The organism is Shewanella gelidimarina (assembly GCF_023283945.1).
Taxonomy (GTDB): Bacteria; Pseudomonadota; Gammaproteobacteria; order Enterobacterales; family Shewanellaceae; genus Shewanella; species Shewanella gelidimarina.
Map to the genome: position 1 here is coordinate 15,080 of NZ_JAKIKW010000020.1, position 18,175 is coordinate 33,254.

Here is an 18,175-nt window from a genome sequence, read left to right on the forward strand (position 1 = left end):
GAAACCTAAATGTAATAATTGGGCGTAATATAAATGAGAATTGTTTTTATTTAAGCTTCTTTACACTCCTTTACAAAGGCAAGTGACACCCATCAAGCAAAGGTCGAAAAACAACCAGGTAAAAACAAAGTGCACAACATAAGTAACCAAGCGTTACAGAGGCTTAAACCAATGACTAGGGGAATAGACTTATAGCGTATAACGAAGTAAAGAGGATTTTAGGATGCAGCCCCTAAGTAAAAAGCGACCTTGATGGTCGCTTTTTGGCAGGAGATGTTTAGTTACTTCTTCGAGCGTTTTACTGGTCGTGCCCAATCCGATATATGACGCTGCTTAACACGGGTGATAACAAGCTCACCAGCAGCAACATCTTTGGTAATGGTTGAACCTGCACCCAAGGTCGCGCCTTTACCAATAGTCACCGGTGCAATAAGTTGGGTATCGCTGCCAACAAAGACGTTGTCTTCGATAACCGTTAAGAACTTATTAGCGCCATCATAATTACAAGTAATAGTACCTGCGCCAATATTTACGCCACTGCCTATCTGCGCATCACCAATATAAGCCAAATGACCCGCTTTAGAGCCTTTACCTAATACGGCTTTCTTGATCTCAACGAAGTTACCTACATGGGCATCTTCTTTTAGTTCAGCACCTGGGCGTAAACGAGCAAAAGGCCCCGCACTCGCACTAACACCTACTTTGGCATTCTCGATAATAGAATAAGGTTTAATAACAGCATTATCACTAATGTCACAATTGATAAGAATTGCACCAGCACCAATAGTCACGTTATTACCAATAGTCACTTTGCCTTCGATAATCACGTTGATATCAATCATGACATCCATACCAACAGTAACATCACCACGGATATCAATGCGGGCAGGATCACGCAGGTTAGCGCCTTCAAGCATGAGTTTTTCAGCAGCACGTACTTGGTAAGCACGTTCTAGTTGTGCCAGCTGCACGCGGTTATTAGCGCCTTCGACTTCTACCGCAGATTCAGGCTGAGCGGTCGTAATTGCCACACCGTCTTTATGTGCCATAGCAACTATATCAGTAAGATAGTATTCACCCTGTGCATTGTCTGATGACAATTGGCTCAACCAAGATTTAAGTTGCTTACCGGGAGCTGCCATAATGCCGGTATTGATCTCATTGATAGCTAACTGTTCTGCAGTAGCATCTTTCTGCTCAATAATGCCAACCACTTTATCCGCTTCGCGTACGATGCGACCATACCCCATTGGATTGGGTAGGTTAACGGTCAGAATAGCGAGACCACCGTCTTCTCGCGCTGCGAGCAACGAATCAAGCGTAGCGGCTTGTATTAATGGCACGTCACCGTAAAGGATTAACACAGTGTCATCATCAGCTATATTGTCATTGGCCTGTGCCACAGCGTGGCCTGTACCCAATTGCTCTGCTTGTAAAATCCAATTAAGCTGTTGTTCGCCAAGCTTAGCTTGTAGCTTATCCGCACCATAGCCATAAACAAGCTGAATAGCGTCACTGCCAACGTCATGAGCGGTATCAATCACATGTTGAACCATACTCTTATGAGCAATTGGGTGAAGAACTTTGGGAAGATCTGAACGCATGCGGGTTCCCTTGCCTGCGGCCAAAATCACGACATTCAGTGTCATTACTAAATCCTTGAGCTGATGCTTGTTTAAAAAATTTGGAACGCTAATTTTAAGCTAAATACCCGCTAAAAGCGACTCTGTCTTAGGGACTGTTGATCTTTCACGGTTGTTTTTGCCGCCGTTTATTGGCAATTTTGACAAGGCGGAGGCGATGTCGTTTAGTCATTCTCCACAAATTGCCTACAACACCGTAAAAAATAGCCAAGAAGCGCGGCCCTTAGAGTTCGTTTCAATGCTTTTAGTCTTTTATGACTAGAGTGCGTTACGCGCTATGACACTTAGCCAGCTAAGCGTCATAGCTCAAGCCTTGTATTAAAATCATTCTTCTTTACGGGAAAGAGTAGAACAAAAACTAAGCTCGAAAGATCAACAGCCTCTAATACCGTAATAATTAAAAGGTCAGCGTTTTGTCAGCCGTTAACACCCACTGAGCAAGATCATCCATAGTCGCCACTTCACAGCCATCAATCACCGTTAATTCAGTTAATCCACGCGCATGCATACATGAACCACAAAACTTAACTTCCGTTTTTTGTGCAATGATAATCTCAAGCATTTGCTGAATGTTATAACCTTCGGCTGGATTCTGTTTTGGCAGTACAGCTGTAATAGCATCTGACAATAAAAACAGACTCACCTTCGCTGTAGGACTCTCTTGCTCATTGAGTTGTATCGCCAAACGCAGTGCGTTAAATAGCTTCTCTGAACCATAAGGGGCGTCATTGACAATAATGAGTACGTGTTGCATAGATAGATTCTCTAGCATTAAATTAATCGCCAGAGGGTAGCATTCAAACGGGAGAGAGGGTTTTACTTGGATCACGTTCTAATATTATCAGATATGAGACGGCATAAATGACGACCTACAACGAAGGTTCTAGCCTTCGTTTCGATTTTTTATATGCTCTGATCTTTTCGTTTTTTCCGAGAGTGAGCTTGCGAGCGTTCCGTTATCCGTCAGCGAAGGGTTCGCCTTTGCTTCTCCTAGAATCTGCTTTTAACCTTTTTTAAAAACAACGTCAATTTTTTTCCATCCATGGAAAATTTACATAAGTGTTCTGACCTCCAAGGACGGAGGGAATACCTATAAATGTATGGAACATTTATGGCCAAACACAAATCCCCTCCTTTGGCTATCCATGCCAACCGGGGATAAGTACATTCCATGTACAAAAAAGGCGCCCTTAGGCGCCTTTTTTCATCAAACAATAACCTTATCTGGCAATGTTTTTCTTGATGGTTTCAACAACGCGCAATTGAGCAATAGCCTGAGCTAGTTCAATCGCAGCGGCTGCATAGTTGAAGTCAGCGCCAGCATCTGCCATAGCAGATTCTGCACGACGCTTGGCTTCTTCAGCAGCCTTCTCGTCAATTTCATCGGCACGCAATACCACGTCAGCCAATACTGAAACAGAAAAAGGTTGAACTTCCAGGATTCCACCCGAAAGATAAAACACCTCTTCTTTCCCATCTTGCTTGACGATGCGTGCCATGCCAGGTTTGATATGTGTCAGTAGTGGCGCGTGACCAGGCATAACACCTAGATCACCTTCTGAACCAGTCACTTGTAGATGTGCTACAAGGCCAGAATAGATGCTACTTTCTGCACTTACTATATCAAGTTGTACTGTCATGGCTGCCATCAGTTCTCCTTAAACTAGTGTTCTTCACCAACGTTTTCACATCAGTACAGAATACTCAGTTATTTTTTGTTGGCTTTCTCAACGGCTTCGTCGATTGAACCAACCATGTAGAACGCTTGCTCTGGAAGGCTGTCAAACTCACCTGCTAGAATACCCTTAAAGCCACGAATAGTGTCTTTAAGAGAAACGTACTTACCTGGAGAACCAGTGAATACTTCGGCTACGAAGAAAGGCTGAGAAAGATATTTTTCAATCTTACGAGCACGAGATACAGTTGTCTTATCTTCATCAGATAATTCATCCATACCAAGAATCGCAATAATATCTTTCAGCTCTTTATAGCGCTGAAGTACAGTCTGCACACCGTTAGCAACATCATAATGCTCTTGACCAACAACCAAAGGATCTAATTGACGTGAAGTCGAATCCAATGGGTCAACCGCTGGGTAAATACCCATAGAAGCGATGTTACGTGACAATACAACAGTCGCATCTAAGTGAGCGAAGGTTGTTGCTGGTGACGGATCCGTTAAATCATCCGCAGGTACGTAAACGGCTTGAACAGAGGTAATAGACCCTGTTTTAGTCGATGTAATACGCTCCTGAAGTACACCCATCTCTTCAGCCAATGTTGGCTGGTAACCTACTGCTGATGGCATACGGCCTAGCAGTGCAGATACTTCAGTACCTGCTAAGGTGTAACGATAGATGTTATCAACGAAGAAAAGAACATCTTTCCCTTCGTCACGGAATCTTTCGGCCATAGTCAGACCAGTAAGTGCCACACGTAGACGGTTTCCTGGAGGCTCGTTCATCTGACCATAAACCATGGCCACTTTGTCGAGAACACCAGAATCTTTCATCTCGTAGTAGAAATCGTTACCCTCACGAGTACGCTCACCTACACCAGCGAAAACTGATAAACCTGAGTGTGCTTTAGCGATGTTGTTAATAAGTTCCATCATGTTGACGGTCTTACCTACACCAGCACCACCAAACAAGCCAACTTTACCACCTTTAGCAAACGGACAAACAAGGTCAATAACCTTGATACCCGTCTCTAAAAGTTCAGTAGAGCTTGATTGATCTTCGTATGAAGGAGCTTCACGGTGGATCACATAGCGATCTTCTTCACCGATTTCACCACATTCATCAATAGGCTCGCCCAATACATTCATAATACGGCCAAGGGTTTTATCCCCAACCGGAACAGAAATTGGTGAACCAGAGTTTACGACCTCAAGACCACGACGCAGACCATCTGAAGTACCCATAGCGATGGTACGAACTACACCACCACCAAGTTGTTGCTGAACTTCCAGCACCAAGCCTTCACTTTCGATCTTTAGAGCGTCATATATCTGAGGTACGGCATCTTGTGGAAACTCAACGTCCACAACCGCGCCAATGACTTGGACAACAGTACCTGTGCTCATGATAAATCCTCTAAAACTTGTATTCGTTACCTAGCCTAAACGGCTGCAGCGCCAGCAACAATTTCCGACAGTTCCTGCGTAATCGCAGCCTGACGAGCCTTGTTATAAACTAACTGCAAGTCACTAATAAGATCACCAGCATTGTCGGTAGCAGACTTCATAGCAACCATACGGGCTGCTTGTTCAGACGCAATATTCTCAACAACACCTTGGTAAACTTGCGACTCCACATAACGAACCAATAAAGTATCCAAAAGTTCTTTTGGATCTGGCTCGTATAGGTAGTCCCAATGATGAGAAATCTCATCCTCTTCTGACTTTGGCAAAGGTAGCAGCTGCTCGATCACTGGCGTTTGGGACATAGTATTAACGAATTTGTTAAATACTACATACAAACGGTCCAGCTTGCCTTCGTTGTATTCTTCTAGCATCACACGTACTGTTCCGATCAGGTCAGCGAGCTTTGGAGCGTCGCCTAAACCAGATGCTTGAGCAGGTACTATTCCGCCAAAATTAGTGAAGAACTGTACGCTACGAGCGCCGATTGGGCAGAATTCAACTTCTACACCAGCTGCACGTTGCTTCTTCACGTCTGCGACAACCTTTTTGAAAAGGTTAACGTTCAGACCACCACAAAGACCACGGTCGGTTGACACTACAATGTAACCAACACGCTTAGTCTCTCTCACCTCTAAATAGGGGTGTTTATACTCGAGAGAACCTTGCGCTACGTGACCGATCACCTTACGCATATTTTCTGCATATGGACGACTTGCAGCCATGCGTTCCTGCGCTCTGCGCATTTTGCTGGCGGCAACCATTTCCATAGCAGACGTGATCTTCTGAGTGTTTTGAACACTCGCGATCTTGGTTTTAATCTCTTTAGCGTTGGCCATCTTAACTCTCCAATCTGGACCTGAGGTGCCTTACGACACCTCTTTCGATTACCAGGTTTGGGTTTCGACGAACTTGTCCAAGCTAGCCTTTAACTCACCTTCGATATCGGCATTATAGTTGCCAGTATCGTTAATGGTCTTCATAAGGTCAGCATGTTCGCTGTTCATGAAAGAGAGCAAAGACGCTTCGAAATCACCAATCTTATTAAGCTCAACGCTCTTTAAGTAACCTTTTTCAGCTGCGAAAATAGACACAGACTGATCAGCGATACTCATAGGGGCATATTGCTTTTGCTTCATAAGTTCAGTAACACGCTCACCATGCTCAAGCTGAGCACGTGTTGCATCATCTAAGTCAGATGCAAACTGTGAGAACGCTGCAAGCTCTCGATACTGTGCAAGTGCGCTACGAATACCGCCTGACAGTTTCTTGATGATCTTAGTCTGAGCCGCACCACCAACACGAGAAACAGAAATACCAGGGTTAACAGCAGGACGTAGTCCAGAGTTAAACAGGTCTGTTTCAAGGAAGATCTGACCATCAGTAATCGAAATTACGTTAGTCGGTACGAATGCAGATACGTCACCCGCTTGAGTTTCGATAATCGGCAATGCTGTCAAAGAACCTGTTTGGCCTTTAACTTCGCCTTTAGTGAACTTCTCAACATACTCAGCGTTAACACGTGAAGCACGTTCTAACAGACGAGAGTGAAGATAGAATACATCACCTGGGTATGCTTCACGTCCTGGTGGACGCTTAAGTAGCAATGAGATCTGACGGTAAGCAACTGCTTGCTTAGAAAGATCATCATAGACAATCAGTGCATCTTCACCGCGGTCGCGGAAATACTCACCCATTGAACAACCAGAGTATGGAGCCAAATATTGCAGAGCAGCAGCTTCAGAAGCTGTAGCAACAACAACAATGGTGTTCGCCAAAGCGCCATGTTCTTCTAGCTTGCGTACCACGTTAGCGATTGTAGAAGCCTTTTGGCCTACAGCTACGTATACACACTTAATGCCAGTATTTTTTTGATTAATGATTGAATCGATCGCTAGAGCGGTTTTACCGATCTGACGGTCACCAATAATCAATTCACGTTGTCCACGACCGATTGGGATCATAGAGTCAACGGCTTTATAACCAGTTTGCACTGGTTGATCTACTGACTGACGTTCAATAACACCTGGTGCGATAACTTCAACAGGAGAGAAACCATCGTTGTCGATAGGTCCTTTTCCGTCGATTGGCTCACCCAATGTGTTGACTACGCGGCCTAATAGACCACGGCCAACTGGGACTTCCAAAATACGACCAGTTGTTTTAACTTTATCGCCTTCTGCCAAAGTGGCATAAGGACCCATTACTACGGCACCGACAGAATCGCGTTCTAAGTTCAACGCGATTGCGAAACGGTTACCAGGCAGCTCGATCATTTCACCTTGCATCACATCGGCTAGGCCGTGGATGCGGATGATGCCGTCACTTACTGCAACGATTGTACCTTCGTTGCGAGCTTCACTAACGACTTCGAACTGCTCGATCCGCTGTTTAATCAGATCGCTGATTTCAGTGGAATTCAGTTGCATGCTCAAACTCCCAATTACGACTGCAGCGTATCAGACAGACGCGAAATTTTTCCGCGGACCGAGCCATCAATGACTAAGTCTCCTGCCGTGATAATTACGCCAGCAATAAGGCTGGCATCTATGCTGCAATTCAGCTTAACTTTGCGTGCTAGACGTTTCTCTAAAGAAGCGCTCATGGCCTGTTGTTGCTCAGAGGTTAGCTCTGTAGCTGAAACGACGAACGCTTCAACTTCTTTCGCATGCTCATGTTGCATCTCAACAAATAGTTGAGCAACAGCTGGTAGCACTACTAAACGACCGTTTTCAGCCATTACCTTTAACAGATTATGAGCTTGCTCATTGACCTGCTCACCACAAACTCCAATAAAGAGTTCTGCAAGCTGGTTACTGGCTAAAGAGCCAGCCAATAGAGACTGCATAGTTTCGTTTTCACTAACTTGTGCGGCAAAATTAAGCATTTCTGCCCAATTCTCTATTGCATCTTTTTCAAGAGCAAATTCAAAAGCTGCCTTTGCGTAAGGACGAGCGATGGTGGTTTGTTCAGCCATAACTCCAACTCCTTATTTAAAGTTCAGCAACTAGTTTATTAACTATGTCACTGTGGGCGGCTTCATCAATCGAACGTTCAAGAATTTTTTCAGCGCCGGCAATAGCCAGTACAGCGACTTGCTTACGCAGGTCTTCTTTTACGCGATTACGTTCAGCTTCAATTTCTGCATAACCTTGCGCGATAATCTTAGCGCGCTCAGTATCAGCTTCGGCTTTAGCTTCATCAACGATTTGAGCTTTACGCTTATTAGCTTGCTCAATAATTTCGTTAGCAGTCGCTTTTGCATCTTTGAGTTGATCAGTGGCTTTCGCCTGTGCCAACTCAAGGTCTTTCACGGCACGGTCAGCATCAGCTAAACCGTCGGCAATCCTTTTTTGACGTTCTTCGATGGCATTCATCAAAGGAGGCCAAACAAACTTCATGCAAAACCACACGAAGAGTAAAAAGGCAACCGTCTGACCGAGTAGGGTAGCGTTGATATTCACAACAGCCTCCTATTAAGTTTAAAGACAGAAGCGTTTATTAAAGCATTGCACCAAGAGGGTTAGTAAAGAGCATAAATAATGCAATACCAACACCGATCATAGTTACGGCGTCTAAAAGACCCGCTACGATGAACATTTTAACTTGTAGCATAGGAGCCATTTCTGGTTGACGCGCAGCGCCTTCCAAGAACTTACCACCTAGTAGGCCGAAACCGATAGCAGTACCTAATGCACCCATACCAATCAACAGAGCAACAGCAATAGCTGTCATGCCTAATACAGTTTCCATCTCTATCTCCAATATTCTAAATCGTTGTTATTAATGATTTAGTTTAAAAATTTTACAGCATTCCTTAATGATCTTCATGCGCCATGCTTAAGTAAACAACGGTCAACATCATGAAGATAAACGCCTGTAAAGTGATAACCATAATATGGAAAATTAACCAACCTAGCTGTAATGTTACACCTAGAGTAGATAATGCCCAGTTAGCACCGTACATCAACGCAATAAGGATGAAAATCAACTCACCCGCATACAAGTTACCAAACAAACGCAGTGCCAATGAAATTGGCTTAGCGATCAAAGTAACTGTTTCTAGCAGAAAGTTGACGGGTATCATTGCCCAATGGTTAAAAGGCTGCATGGTCAGTTCTTTAACAAACCCTGAAATACCCTTGACCTTAATGCTGTAATAAATAATCAGCACAAACACACCTAAAGCCATACTAAAGGTTATGTTTAAGTCAGTCGTTGGTACAACTTTCATGTAAGGGATACCAGCAGCAAGTGCTAGTGATGGGATCCAGTCAACTGGAACCATATCCATGAAGTTCATCATGAATACCCATACAAAAATCGTTAATGCCAACGGAGCAATAACAGGATTGCGGCCATGGAAGGTTTCCTTAACGCTACTGTCAACGAACTCAACTATCATCTCGACAAAACACTGAAGTTTGCCGGGAACACCGGTAGTTGCTTTCTTGCCAACGCTACGGAATAGCCACAAGAACAAAACACCAAGCCCAACCGAAAAGAACAACGAATCAATGTGCCATGTCCAGAAGCCTTCACCAACACTTAAGTTGGTAAGGTGGTGCTGGATATAGCCCTGCGGTGTTAACGCTTCACCAGTTGCAGCCATGATTCATCCCACTTAACTTTGCTTGAAATATAAAGGAGCTGTCCAATGCATCACTAACGCCAGGGTGTAACATACAAAAAGAGGCATAAAACCAATTTCAATATTGATAAACACAAACGAAAACATTGCTATGGTTAACAGCATCTTTACCGCTTCCCCCCAGTAAAAAGTCTTAACAACTTTAGCTGCGGAGCTTGCTCCCGTATGGGAAAAAGCGAGGGTTGCGAATACAAAATTAGGGAGTACAGCAATAGCACCACCTGCTAATGCAGATATACCATACTGAGCTCCCCACATGGCGAAAAAGAAAACAGAAACACTTCCAGCCACCGCCGCCTGTATCAAAACTAATTTATAGGCTGACCAACGGCCACGACGTGCTAAAACCTTGCTCAATTTATCTTCTCCGCATTATAACTTCCTGTTTCGATGACCGGACGACATATATCCGTATAAACCCGAGGTACAAAAAGCTTGCGAAAGTATACCGTTTCGGGGTTTCAAAGCAAGTTTAACCGCTAGAAAAAGGAGACTTTTAGCGTGATCTACGCCAAAAGTCTAAAAGTGGAGGATTAACAGATGTCACAAAATTACATAATATTGTCGTAACGTCGGTTTTTTAGCGGATTTTACTGATAATACCCTCTAATTCAGCCAAATTTTGATAGTTAATTACCATTTTTCCTTTACCTTTCTTATTATGGGTAAGAGAAACCTTGGCACCTAGCCTTTCAATTAATTGACTCTCTAGACGGACTACATCGTGATCTTTAGGTGCTTTTTCGACGATTTCAGTTTGATTTAAGGTTTGGTTAACTAATCGTTCGGTTTCGCGAACAGTCAGTTCTTTAGAAACGACCAATCGAGCCAAATTTGTCTGCTCATCACCTTCAATAGCCAGCAAAGCACGACCATGGCCCATATCAATATCGCCATACTCCAACATACGCTTAACATGCTCATTGAGACCGTTTAAACGCAGTAAATTGGATACTGTGGCACGTGACTTTCCTACAGCATCAGCAATTTGTTGATGTGTAAGATTGAACTCTTCAATCAAACGATTTAATGCAATAGCTTCTTCCATCGCATTCAAATCTTCACGTTGAATATTTTCAATCAAGGCTATCGCGACTGCAGCTTCGTCAGCGACTTGTTTAACAATACAGGGTATCTTTGCCAGTCCAGCAAGCTGTGAAGCGCGCCAGCGACGCTCACCCGCTATAATTTCAAAGTTTTCAGCAGAGACTTTACGTACCACAATCGGTTGGATAATCCCTTGAGCACGAATAGACTCAGCAAGTTCTTCAAGCGCTTCGGCCGACATGTCTTTTCGAGGCTGATATTTGCCAGGTTGAAGCCTATCAATATCTAAGGTGATCAGATCATTATTTTTAATATCTTGCTCACCTTCAAACGTTCTAGGTTCAAGTCGCTTGCTGGCAGCATGGCTAGTACTCAATAAAGCATCAAGCCCTTTGCCTAAACCTCTTTTCTTCACTGTCATTTCTCTTCCTTAATCCTGCTCAGCCAGTTCCAATTGCTCTGCTCGGCGAATAATTTCACCCGCCAATGCCAGATAGGCTTTTGCTCCTGCGCTCGATTTATCGTAATACATTGCTGGGGCACCAAAACTAGGCGCTTCAGCAAGACGCACATTTCTTGGGATCACAGTGCGATAAACTTTATCACCAAAATGCTGTTTGAGTTGATCGGATACATCGTTAGACAAACGGTTACGAGGATCATACATAGTTCGTAAAATCCCTTCGATGTGCAAACCATTGTTTACCATAGAACCTAACTTAGTGATGGTATCCATCAACGCGGTTAAGCCTTCTAATGCGTAATACTCACACTGCATAGGGACCAATACAGAATCAGCCGCAGACATGGCATTAACGGTCAGCATGTTGAGTGAAGGGGGGCAGTCGATAAAGATATAATCGTAATCATCTTTAATCGGCGCAATAGCATTACGCAAGCGAACTTCTCTGGCGAAAAACTCCATCAGCTTAATTTCAGCGGCAGTTACATCGCCATTGCCTGCAATAAGATCATATTTTCCGCTAGTGTTTCGGCAAACAACTTCTTCGAATGACTTCTCTTCAACCAATAATTCATAGGCGGTATTTTCGACGGTATATTTGTCGATACCACTGCCCATGGTTGCGTTACCTTGCGGATCGAGATCGATCAGCAGCACACGACGTTTAGTTGCAGCTAGAGAAGCCGCTAAATTAACACAAGTTGTTGTCTTTCCGACGCCACCTTTTTGGTTGGCTACGGCAATCACTTTACCCACAATATCACCCTGTAAGTCACTGTTATTATATTCCGGCCCTCTCTCATTGGCTGTCTAAAAATGAGGGGGAATTAATGCGCATATTTTATATAATTGCTTGAAGCGCTGAAAGATTGCAACCGTTCAGTACGTTTTATCGCTAATGGTTCAAAAAACCATCGTTAAAGATGGTCTAAACCACGACATCAAGCGAGTATATTTCCAGTTTGGAGAGGCAGCTTAGATTAACTAACCTTGACTACACGCAGCAAATGACGCTGCTCATCAAGCTTAGGAACAACAAGTTCAATCGTCTCAGCAACCGCAAATCCTGCGGGCAAGTTTGCCAACTCATCCTGACTTAACTGGCCCTTTAACGCATAGAAACAGCCATCAGCTTTTGGCAAATGGTGGCACCATTGCAACATGTCTTGAATCGAGGCAAATGCACGGCTCAATACACCATCAAATAACTCTTCAGGTTGATACGCTTCTACGCGGCTCTCAATCGATGAAATATTATTGATCCCAAGTTCAAATTGAACCTGCTTTTGAAAACGAATGCGTTTGCCTAAACTATCAAGCAATACAAATTCTTTATCAGGATTTAAGATCGCCAACGGGATCCCCGGTAAACCAGGGCCGGTACCTACATCAATAAAACGCGATCCTTGCAGGTGTGGCGAAACCACTAAGCTGTCCATGATATGTCGAATGAGCATCTGCTCCGGATCACGTACAGAAGTCAGGTTAAATGCCTTATTCCATTTATTGAGCATGCCAACAAAGTCAACAAGTTGCTTTTTTTGCTGCTCGGTAGCCTCTAGGCCAACTTCAGCCATGTATTCGTTTAACTGGGCAAATAACACTGGTAGTGTCCTCAAAACAATTTAAATCAGATATTCATCGGTATGATGAAGCGCAGAAAAGATGAAAGGAAGCCTCAGAGCTTCCTTTCATCGTGCATAACAAGGTTATTTAGGCGCTTTTTCTCAGTAAACCGCGTTTTTTCAAATGAACTAACAATATTGAGATTGCAGCTGGCGTCATACCTGGGATACGTGACGCTTGGCCAACCGTTTCAGGTTTGTACTCATTCATCTTTGCAATGACCTCGTTAGACAAGCCCGGGATCTCTTGATAATCGAGATCCAGCGGCAACCCCGTCGTTTCGTTACGGATCGCTTTATCAATCTCGTCTTGCTGTCGCTGAATGTAACCAGAATACTTAACTTGGATCTGTACCTGTTCAGCAGCACGTTGATCTTCGATACCTGGACCAAATCCGTCAATGGACATCAATGTTGGGTAATCTAGCTCTGGACGACGCAGTAGATCTTCAAACGTGGCTTCGCGTGCAATCGGGGTTTTTAAATGTGGATTTAACACATCAACAAGCGGTGATTTAGGGTGGATCCACTGACCACGTAAACGCTGTAGTTCCGTTTCTATCGATTCCACTTTTTCACTAAATAGCGCCCAACGATTGTCGTCAACTAAACCGAGTTCACGGCCTTTTTCCGTTAAACGAATATCGGCATTGTCTTCACGTAGCAGCAAGCGGTATTCCGCACGGCTAGTGAACATGCGATAAGGTTCTTTAGTGCCTAATGTCGACAGATCGTCAACCAACACCCCAAGGTAAGCTTGGTCACGACGAGGGCACCAAGTGTCTTTGCCTTGAACTTGCAATGATGCGTTCATGCCGGCTAATAAGCCTTGTGCACCCGCTTCTTCATAGCCTGTGGTGCCGTTAATTTGTCCCGCAAAGAATAAACCATTGATGGTTTTGGTCTCTAATGAATTTTTAAGATCGCGTGGATCAAAATAATCATATTCGATTGCGTAGCCAGGACGCATGATATCTGCGTTTTCCATGCCTTTTATCGAACGAACCAAGTTGAGTTGCACGTCAAAAGGTAAGCTTGTTGAAATACCATTAGGATAAATTTCAGTGGTATTTAATCCCTCTGGCTCAATAAATATTTGATGCGAATCTTTATCAGCAAAACGATTAATTTTGTCTTCGATGGAAGGGCAGTAACGTGGGCCAATACCTTCGATAACTCCCGAATACATTGGGCTACGATCCAGTCCTGCACGAATAATATCGTGGGTTCGCTCATTGGTATGAGTGATATGACATGAGACTTGTTCTGGATGCTGGCTAACGTCACCCACAAACGACATAACCGGTAAAGGATTATCACCTTTTTGCTCTGTCATTTGAGAAAAATCAATGGTGTTTGAGTCTATCCGTGGTGGTGTTCCGGTTTTTAAACGACCCACTCGAATAGGTAACTCACGCAGACGATGAGCCAGAGCAATCGCCGGAGGATCGCCAGCTCGGCCGCCGCTGTAATTTTCTAATCCTATGTGGATCTTGCCGCTCAAAAAAGTGCCCGTCGTTAACACGACTGCAGGCGCTTCGAACGCTAAACCCATTTGAGTAACGACACCCACCACGGTTTCATTTTCAACAACAAGATCGTCTACCGCTTGTTGAAAAATACGTAGGTTGGATTGGTGCTGTAAAATCTCTTGGATCTTGTGTCGATAAAGGGCTCTATCCGCTTGAGCACGAGTTGCTCGTACTGCTGGGCCTTTGCTCGAATTTAATGTTCTAAATTGAATGCCCGCAAAATCCGTGGCAATTGCCATGGCTCCGCCAAGCGCATCAATTTCTTTAACCAGGTGTCCCTTTCCGATGCCGCCGATAGCTGGATTACAGGACATCTGTCCCAAGGTATCTATGTTGTGGGTTAGCAAAAGTGTTTTGGAACCCATTCTGGCAGAAGCTAACGCAGCTTCTGTTCCAGCATGACCACCACCAACAACGATTACATCAAACCGTTCATGAAAATGCATTCGACAGCCTTCGATTGTTAAAAGGATAAAATTCTGTTTCTGAGCGGATCATTTTAGCATTTGCTTTGCCTAAGGTGAACGATCAATTTTGCTTGTTTTGATCAACACCGATCTGCTTAATAGATCTTAAGATCTTTAGATAGATCTCTTATTATGTTTATTATTAAGGGCGGCTTTTTCGGTGGATAACCCGAATTCCTTATTAGAATCATGAGTTAATGAGCGATCAAACCTGTGATTAGATCGCGATCAAACTCACTTAAGCTTGGGGATAGATCGGCTACTTATCCACAGGGTGGATCATTGACCAGATCGGGGGTGAATTAATACAGAGGTTAATCAGATCTAAATAATAGGTTATCCACATATTTGTTATTTTTTAACTTAATATGTGGATAAGTATGATCTAAACTGTGAGTGGTTTAAAAGTTAATAGGTAAAAGCGATCAAGAAAAGGATCTTAAAGTTGATCTTGCCAGCCGCTTAGCCAAGCTAGGGCGGGTTCTTCTGGAATTGGATCGTACTGTACATCGATCTGGATCTTATCCACAAAAACTTGTGCACCGCATAAGGCCAGTGCTTCCACTAATTTTTCGGGGCCTTGGCAAAAAGTATCGTAACTTGAATCACCAATCGCACATAACGCAAACTGGGTGGTCAGCAGATCCGGTTTTTTAGCTAAGATCTCGTCCATAAACGGCACTATATTGTCTGGAAGATCGCCTGCTCCATGTGTTGAACAGGCGATCAACCATAGCGATTTTGGGTCCAGATCATCCAAATTAGGAGCCAAATGTACGATAGTTTCATGGCCTAGATCGTTCAATTGTGCCGACATTTCATCAGCAACATACTCTGCACTTCCTAGTGTTGTGCCTACTAATAGTTCTACTTTTGCCATATATGTTCCTGATCTCATCTTCAACTGAGCTATTTAGTACGTATTTAACGCATAAGATCGCCACTAATCTATCTCATTTATCGTTACGATCTGCGTTATGTTTGCGCTAATCATAAGGTATAAGCCGATTTTTACTAAGCAGATTACCGTTTAATATGTGTAAATGGAGACTGAGGCATTGTCAGTTAACTAAAGTGAAAACGATATAATAGGGTCTATTAAAGTGTGCGCATCGACTAGGATAGGTGAGTACTGGCTTGATTTTAATGGAATTGAAGCACTCAATCTGGGTTTATATGAGTTGCCTAGCAAGAGAAATAGCAGTGCTAATAATTGGGTTCATAGAGTGAACGTATTAGCTTTTTATCGCATATAGCAGCTAGTTTACGTCAGTGTTATTGGTCACTTTCCACAGGGTTAAAGCTCATTATTTCTGCTTTTACGGTGCGTAAACGTAGGGCGTTATCATGCTATCTATCTCTTTAGGTGTAACTAAAAAAACGCCAATCGCGAGTCCCTATGGGTAGGTAACGCATCAGATATTCGGCGCCGATATGGCTGTCAGGTATGATTTTATTGTGCGGTTCAATGTCGGATGATCAGTAATCCACTCGGCTTAAGTCATTGGCAGCAGGTATTAATCAATGCTTCTTGGCTGTCTACCTGTTCGATGAGCTCAGTGTTGAGCACAACATCATACTGATTAGCTCTTTCTCTCCAGTAGTTAATAGTGATTCAGCTAAACAATACCGATAGTCTACCGTCACCGAGTTACTGTGAGCATGGCAGATCCGAGGAGCAATAGAGGGCCTTGCCTCTAAAATACTAGATTCTCGCTGAGCGTTTATATTTTTATAATGATTGGTATGGAATTGATTTTAATGAATAAAAATCTGTCGAGTCACGAATAACATCGACAGCTTACATTAATATTAGACGTTAAGATCTTAGACCTTGAGATCTTTCATCAGATTTTCTAGCACATCGGCTTGGCTGTTTAAGGTTTCTATTTCGCTGGCTGTCTGAGTCACCATTAAGGCAACACTTTCTGAACCTGTTCGCACCAGATCCACATCGGAGGCGATATTGTCTGCCACGGCGCCTTGTTCTTCGGCTGCTGCGGCAATTTCAACACTGCGATCGGCGATATATTGGTTCTGACTCGTTATTTGGCTGATGTTCTTACTCACCGACTCCATGAGGGACTCACTGGTTTCGGCTTCCGCGACCGTCTGCTTCATCACTGTAATAAGGCCCTGACTGTTACTCTGCAGTGCCTCGATCATCTTCTGAATTTCTACCGTGGCAGTTTGTGTTCGACCGGCCAGGGTGCGTACTTCATCCGCGACAACAGCAAAACCTCGTCCCTGTTCACCCGCTCGAGCGGCTTCGATAGCGGCATTGAGTGCGAGTAAGTTTGTCTGCTGAGAGATGGCATTAATAGTGGAAACTACATCATCTATCTGTGAGGCACTCGAGTCCAAATCTGCCACGGCACCGGATGCGGCATTAATTTCTGAGGTCAGTTTTTTAATTGCTCTCTGAGTCGACTCTACCTGAGATAGTCCTAATGTTGCGGTTTGGGTAGCATCACTGGTTTGAGTTGAAGAATCATGGGCATGACTCGCCACTTCACGAATAGAGGAGGCCATCTGTTCGGTTGCACTGGCCAGCGAATCGATACGTTCTTGCTGTTGACTGGTTAATGTGGCGTTTTCATTACTACGTTGACGCAACTGAGAACTGATCTGTTGAATAAGGGCGATGGCTTCCTGAGTGGTTTTTACCAATACATGTTCACGTTCCGAAACTCTATCGATCGTCTGAGCAATAATGTTGAATTCATTACGCGCTGGCGCATAAGCAATACGGGATGCGAGATCGCCATCGGCCAGACGCTTAACAGCATCGTAGATATTAAAGAGGGCACCCCCCATAAATGATCTAATATAATAATAACTGATGATAATAAAGCCGATACAAAACAGGATGATGGCGTAATGGCCAAGACCTAAGGTAGAGAAAATTCCTGGTAGCGCTTTGGCGCTTATAGACACGTTTGTATTGGGAACTTTAGTGGCGTATGCCCCCTGATTTCCAAGCTTGAGGTTACTGTTAGCGAGAATACCCGACAGCTCATTTTGACTTAATTCTGTTTTAGATATCAGATTAGATACCAAGTGAATTTCTTGCTGTAATTGTTTATTTTTCTGATCTTGTTCGGCACTGATTAAAGTGAGGCTAACGATAAGTATTGCCAGCAGCGAAGAGAAAAACAGGATTAAAAAATTTTCCTGTAATTTGATATTTACCAGAAACTTGTCTATCCAACGGAAAGCGACTTCTTTCATTATGATCATCCTAAATTTGGCGTGATAGTTGGCTGGCCATCCGGGCTCAAATTATATTGCTTAACAGTAAGCAGCACTTTGTCTACTTGTTGTTACAGCTTATTAAAATAATTTGAAGGTATTTATCTGGCCATCTCTTTTATCACTTTCGAAAACACTAAGGCTGGGGGAATGAGGTCATCGCTGCCCTCAGCGTATGTTCTTTATCGACCAAACTCGCCAAATATTGAGGGAGTGTTCGCTAATAAAAAAAATAGTTATAGGTGAGTCTTCAGTAAAACGGGTGGGAAAATTTTATAGTTTTGTTTTTGTGGGAGTTGTATCTGAGGATCATGACGGCAAAAAACGAGAATTGACTACGAGAGATTCACTTC

General features: G+C 43.6%; 17 protein-coding genes. All 17 read right to left on the minus strand.

Going from position 1 to position 18,175, the window contains the following annotated elements:
- Window positions 1-281: 281 nt before the first annotated feature.
- The gene (gene glmU, locus L2729_RS15970) at window positions 282-1,649 is read right to left on the minus strand and encodes a bifunctional UDP-N-acetylglucosamine diphosphorylase/glucosamine-1-phosphate N-acetyltransferase GlmU (RefSeq protein ID WP_248989158.1); all 1,368 of its coding nucleotides are present in this window, start codon (window positions 1,647-1,649) and stop codon (window positions 282-284) included.
- Between the two features lie 391 nt (window positions 1,650-2,040).
- Window positions 2,041-2,397 (minus strand): DsrE/DsrF/TusD sulfur relay family protein, encoded by a 357-nt coding sequence (locus tag L2729_RS15975; protein WP_248989159.1) that lies wholly within the window; start codon window positions 2,395-2,397, stop codon window positions 2,041-2,043.
- A 466-nt stretch (window positions 2,398-2,863) separates the two neighbouring features.
- On the minus strand, window positions 2,864-3,292 hold the full coding sequence (locus tag L2729_RS15980; RefSeq protein WP_248989160.1) for a F0F1 ATP synthase subunit epsilon: 429 nt from the start codon (window positions 3,290-3,292) through the stop codon (window positions 2,864-2,866).
- Between the two features lie 59 nt (window positions 3,293-3,351).
- Complete coding sequence (gene atpD, locus L2729_RS15985; protein WP_101089523.1) at window positions 3,352-4,728, minus strand: F0F1 ATP synthase subunit beta; 1,377 nt, start codon at window positions 4,726-4,728, stop codon at window positions 3,352-3,354.
- A gap of 35 nt (window positions 4,729-4,763) precedes the next feature.
- Window positions 4,764-5,624 carry a F0F1 ATP synthase subunit gamma gene (gene atpG / locus L2729_RS15990; RefSeq protein WP_248989161.1) on the minus strand — a complete coding sequence of 287 codons (861 nt, stop codon included), beginning with the start codon at window positions 5,622-5,624 and terminating at the stop codon, window positions 4,764-4,766.
- 48 nt (window positions 5,625-5,672) lie between these two features.
- Window positions 5,673-7,214, minus strand: a complete 1,542-nt coding sequence (gene atpA, locus L2729_RS15995) for a F0F1 ATP synthase subunit alpha (RefSeq protein WP_101089525.1) — start codon at window positions 7,212-7,214, stop codon at window positions 5,673-5,675.
- Between the two features lie 14 nt (window positions 7,215-7,228).
- Window positions 7,229-7,762: a F0F1 ATP synthase subunit delta gene (gene atpH, locus L2729_RS16000; protein ID WP_248989162.1), complete on the minus strand. Its 534-nt coding sequence runs from the start codon at window positions 7,760-7,762 to the stop codon at window positions 7,229-7,231.
- A gap of 16 nt (window positions 7,763-7,778) precedes the next feature.
- Window positions 7,779-8,249 (minus strand): F0F1 ATP synthase subunit B, encoded by a 471-nt coding sequence (atpF, locus tag L2729_RS16005; protein WP_101089527.1) that lies wholly within the window; start codon window positions 8,247-8,249, stop codon window positions 7,779-7,781.
- A 37-nt stretch (window positions 8,250-8,286) separates the two neighbouring features.
- Window positions 8,287-8,538, minus strand: coding sequence for a F0F1 ATP synthase subunit C (gene atpE / locus L2729_RS16010; protein WP_011639455.1), 252 nt, complete (start codon window positions 8,536-8,538; stop codon window positions 8,287-8,289).
- A gap of 64 nt (window positions 8,539-8,602) precedes the next feature.
- A complete protein-coding gene (gene atpB, locus L2729_RS16015) occupies window positions 8,603-9,397 on the minus strand; it encodes a F0F1 ATP synthase subunit A (protein WP_101089528.1) in 795 nt (264 codons plus the stop codon).
- A gap of 12 nt (window positions 9,398-9,409) precedes the next feature.
- Window positions 9,410-9,793, minus strand: coding sequence for an ATP synthase subunit I (locus tag L2729_RS16020; RefSeq protein ID WP_101089529.1), 384 nt, complete (start codon window positions 9,791-9,793; stop codon window positions 9,410-9,412).
- Window positions 9,794-10,016: 223 nt separating this feature from the next.
- Window positions 10,017-10,904: a ParB/RepB/Spo0J family partition protein gene (locus tag L2729_RS16025; RefSeq protein ID WP_248989163.1), complete on the minus strand. Its 888-nt coding sequence runs from the start codon at window positions 10,902-10,904 to the stop codon at window positions 10,017-10,019.
- Window positions 10,905-10,913: 9 nt separating this feature from the next.
- Window positions 10,914-11,702, minus strand: a complete 789-nt coding sequence (locus tag L2729_RS16030) for a ParA family protein (RefSeq protein ID WP_101089531.1) — start codon at window positions 11,700-11,702, stop codon at window positions 10,914-10,916.
- A gap of 224 nt (window positions 11,703-11,926) precedes the next feature.
- Entirely contained in the window at window positions 11,927-12,550 is a 624-nt protein-coding gene (gene rsmG / locus L2729_RS16035) for a 16S rRNA (guanine(527)-N(7))-methyltransferase RsmG (protein ID WP_248989164.1), read from the minus strand.
- Between the two features lie 109 nt (window positions 12,551-12,659).
- Complete coding sequence (gene mnmG, locus L2729_RS16040; protein ID WP_248989165.1) at window positions 12,660-14,549, minus strand: tRNA uridine-5-carboxymethylaminomethyl(34) synthesis enzyme MnmG; 1,890 nt, start codon at window positions 14,547-14,549, stop codon at window positions 12,660-12,662.
- Window positions 14,550-15,009: 460 nt separating this feature from the next.
- Window positions 15,010-15,450: an FMN-binding protein MioC gene (mioC, locus tag L2729_RS16045; protein ID WP_101089534.1), complete on the minus strand. Its 441-nt coding sequence runs from the start codon at window positions 15,448-15,450 to the stop codon at window positions 15,010-15,012.
- 947 nt (window positions 15,451-16,397) lie between these two features.
- Complete coding sequence (locus tag L2729_RS16050; RefSeq protein WP_248989166.1) at window positions 16,398-17,801, minus strand: methyl-accepting chemotaxis protein; 1,404 nt, start codon at window positions 17,799-17,801, stop codon at window positions 16,398-16,400.
- Between the last annotated feature and the right edge of the window lie 374 nt (window positions 17,802-18,175).

Bases quoted from the DNA above. Each gene is read 5' to 3' on its own strand.
- glmU (WP_248989158.1), bottom strand. From the start codon at position 1,649: ATGACACTGAATGTCGTGATTTTGGCCGCAGGCAAGGGAACCCGCATG.
- L2729_RS15975 (WP_248989159.1), bottom strand. From the start codon at position 2,397: ATGCAACACGTACTCATTATTGTCAATGACGCCCCTTATGGTTCAGAG.
- L2729_RS15980 (WP_248989160.1), bottom strand. From the start codon at position 3,292: ATGGCAGCCATGACAGTACAACTTGATATAGTAAGTGCAGAAAGTAGC.
- atpD (WP_101089523.1), bottom strand. From the start codon at position 4,728: ATGAGCACAGGTACTGTTGTCCAAGTCATTGGCGCGGTTGTGGACGTT.
- atpG (WP_248989161.1), bottom strand. From the start codon at position 5,624: ATGGCCAACGCTAAAGAGATTAAAACCAAGATCGCGAGTGTTCAAAAC.
- atpA (WP_101089525.1), bottom strand. From the start codon at position 7,214: ATGCAACTGAATTCCACTGAAATCAGCGATCTGATTAAACAGCGGATC.
- atpH (WP_248989162.1), bottom strand. From the start codon at position 7,762: ATGGCTGAACAAACCACCATCGCTCGTCCTTACGCAAAGGCAGCTTTT.
- atpE (WP_011639455.1), bottom strand. From the start codon at position 8,538: ATGGAAACTGTATTAGGCATGACAGCTATTGCTGTTGCTCTGTTGATT.
- atpB (WP_101089528.1), bottom strand. From the start codon at position 9,397: ATGGCTGCAACTGGTGAAGCGTTAACACCGCAGGGCTATATCCAGCAC.
- L2729_RS16025 (WP_248989163.1), bottom strand. From the start codon at position 10,904: ATGACAGTGAAGAAAAGAGGTTTAGGCAAAGGGCTTGATGCTTTATTG.
- mnmG (WP_248989165.1), bottom strand. From the start codon at position 14,549: ATGCATTTTCATGAACGGTTTGATGTAATCGTTGTTGGTGGTGGTCAT.
- mioC (WP_101089534.1), bottom strand. From the start codon at position 15,450: ATGGCAAAAGTAGAACTATTAGTAGGCACAACACTAGGAAGTGCAGAG.
- L2729_RS16050 (WP_248989166.1), bottom strand. From the start codon at position 17,801: ATGAAAGAAGTCGCTTTCCGTTGGATAGACAAGTTTCTGGTAAATATC.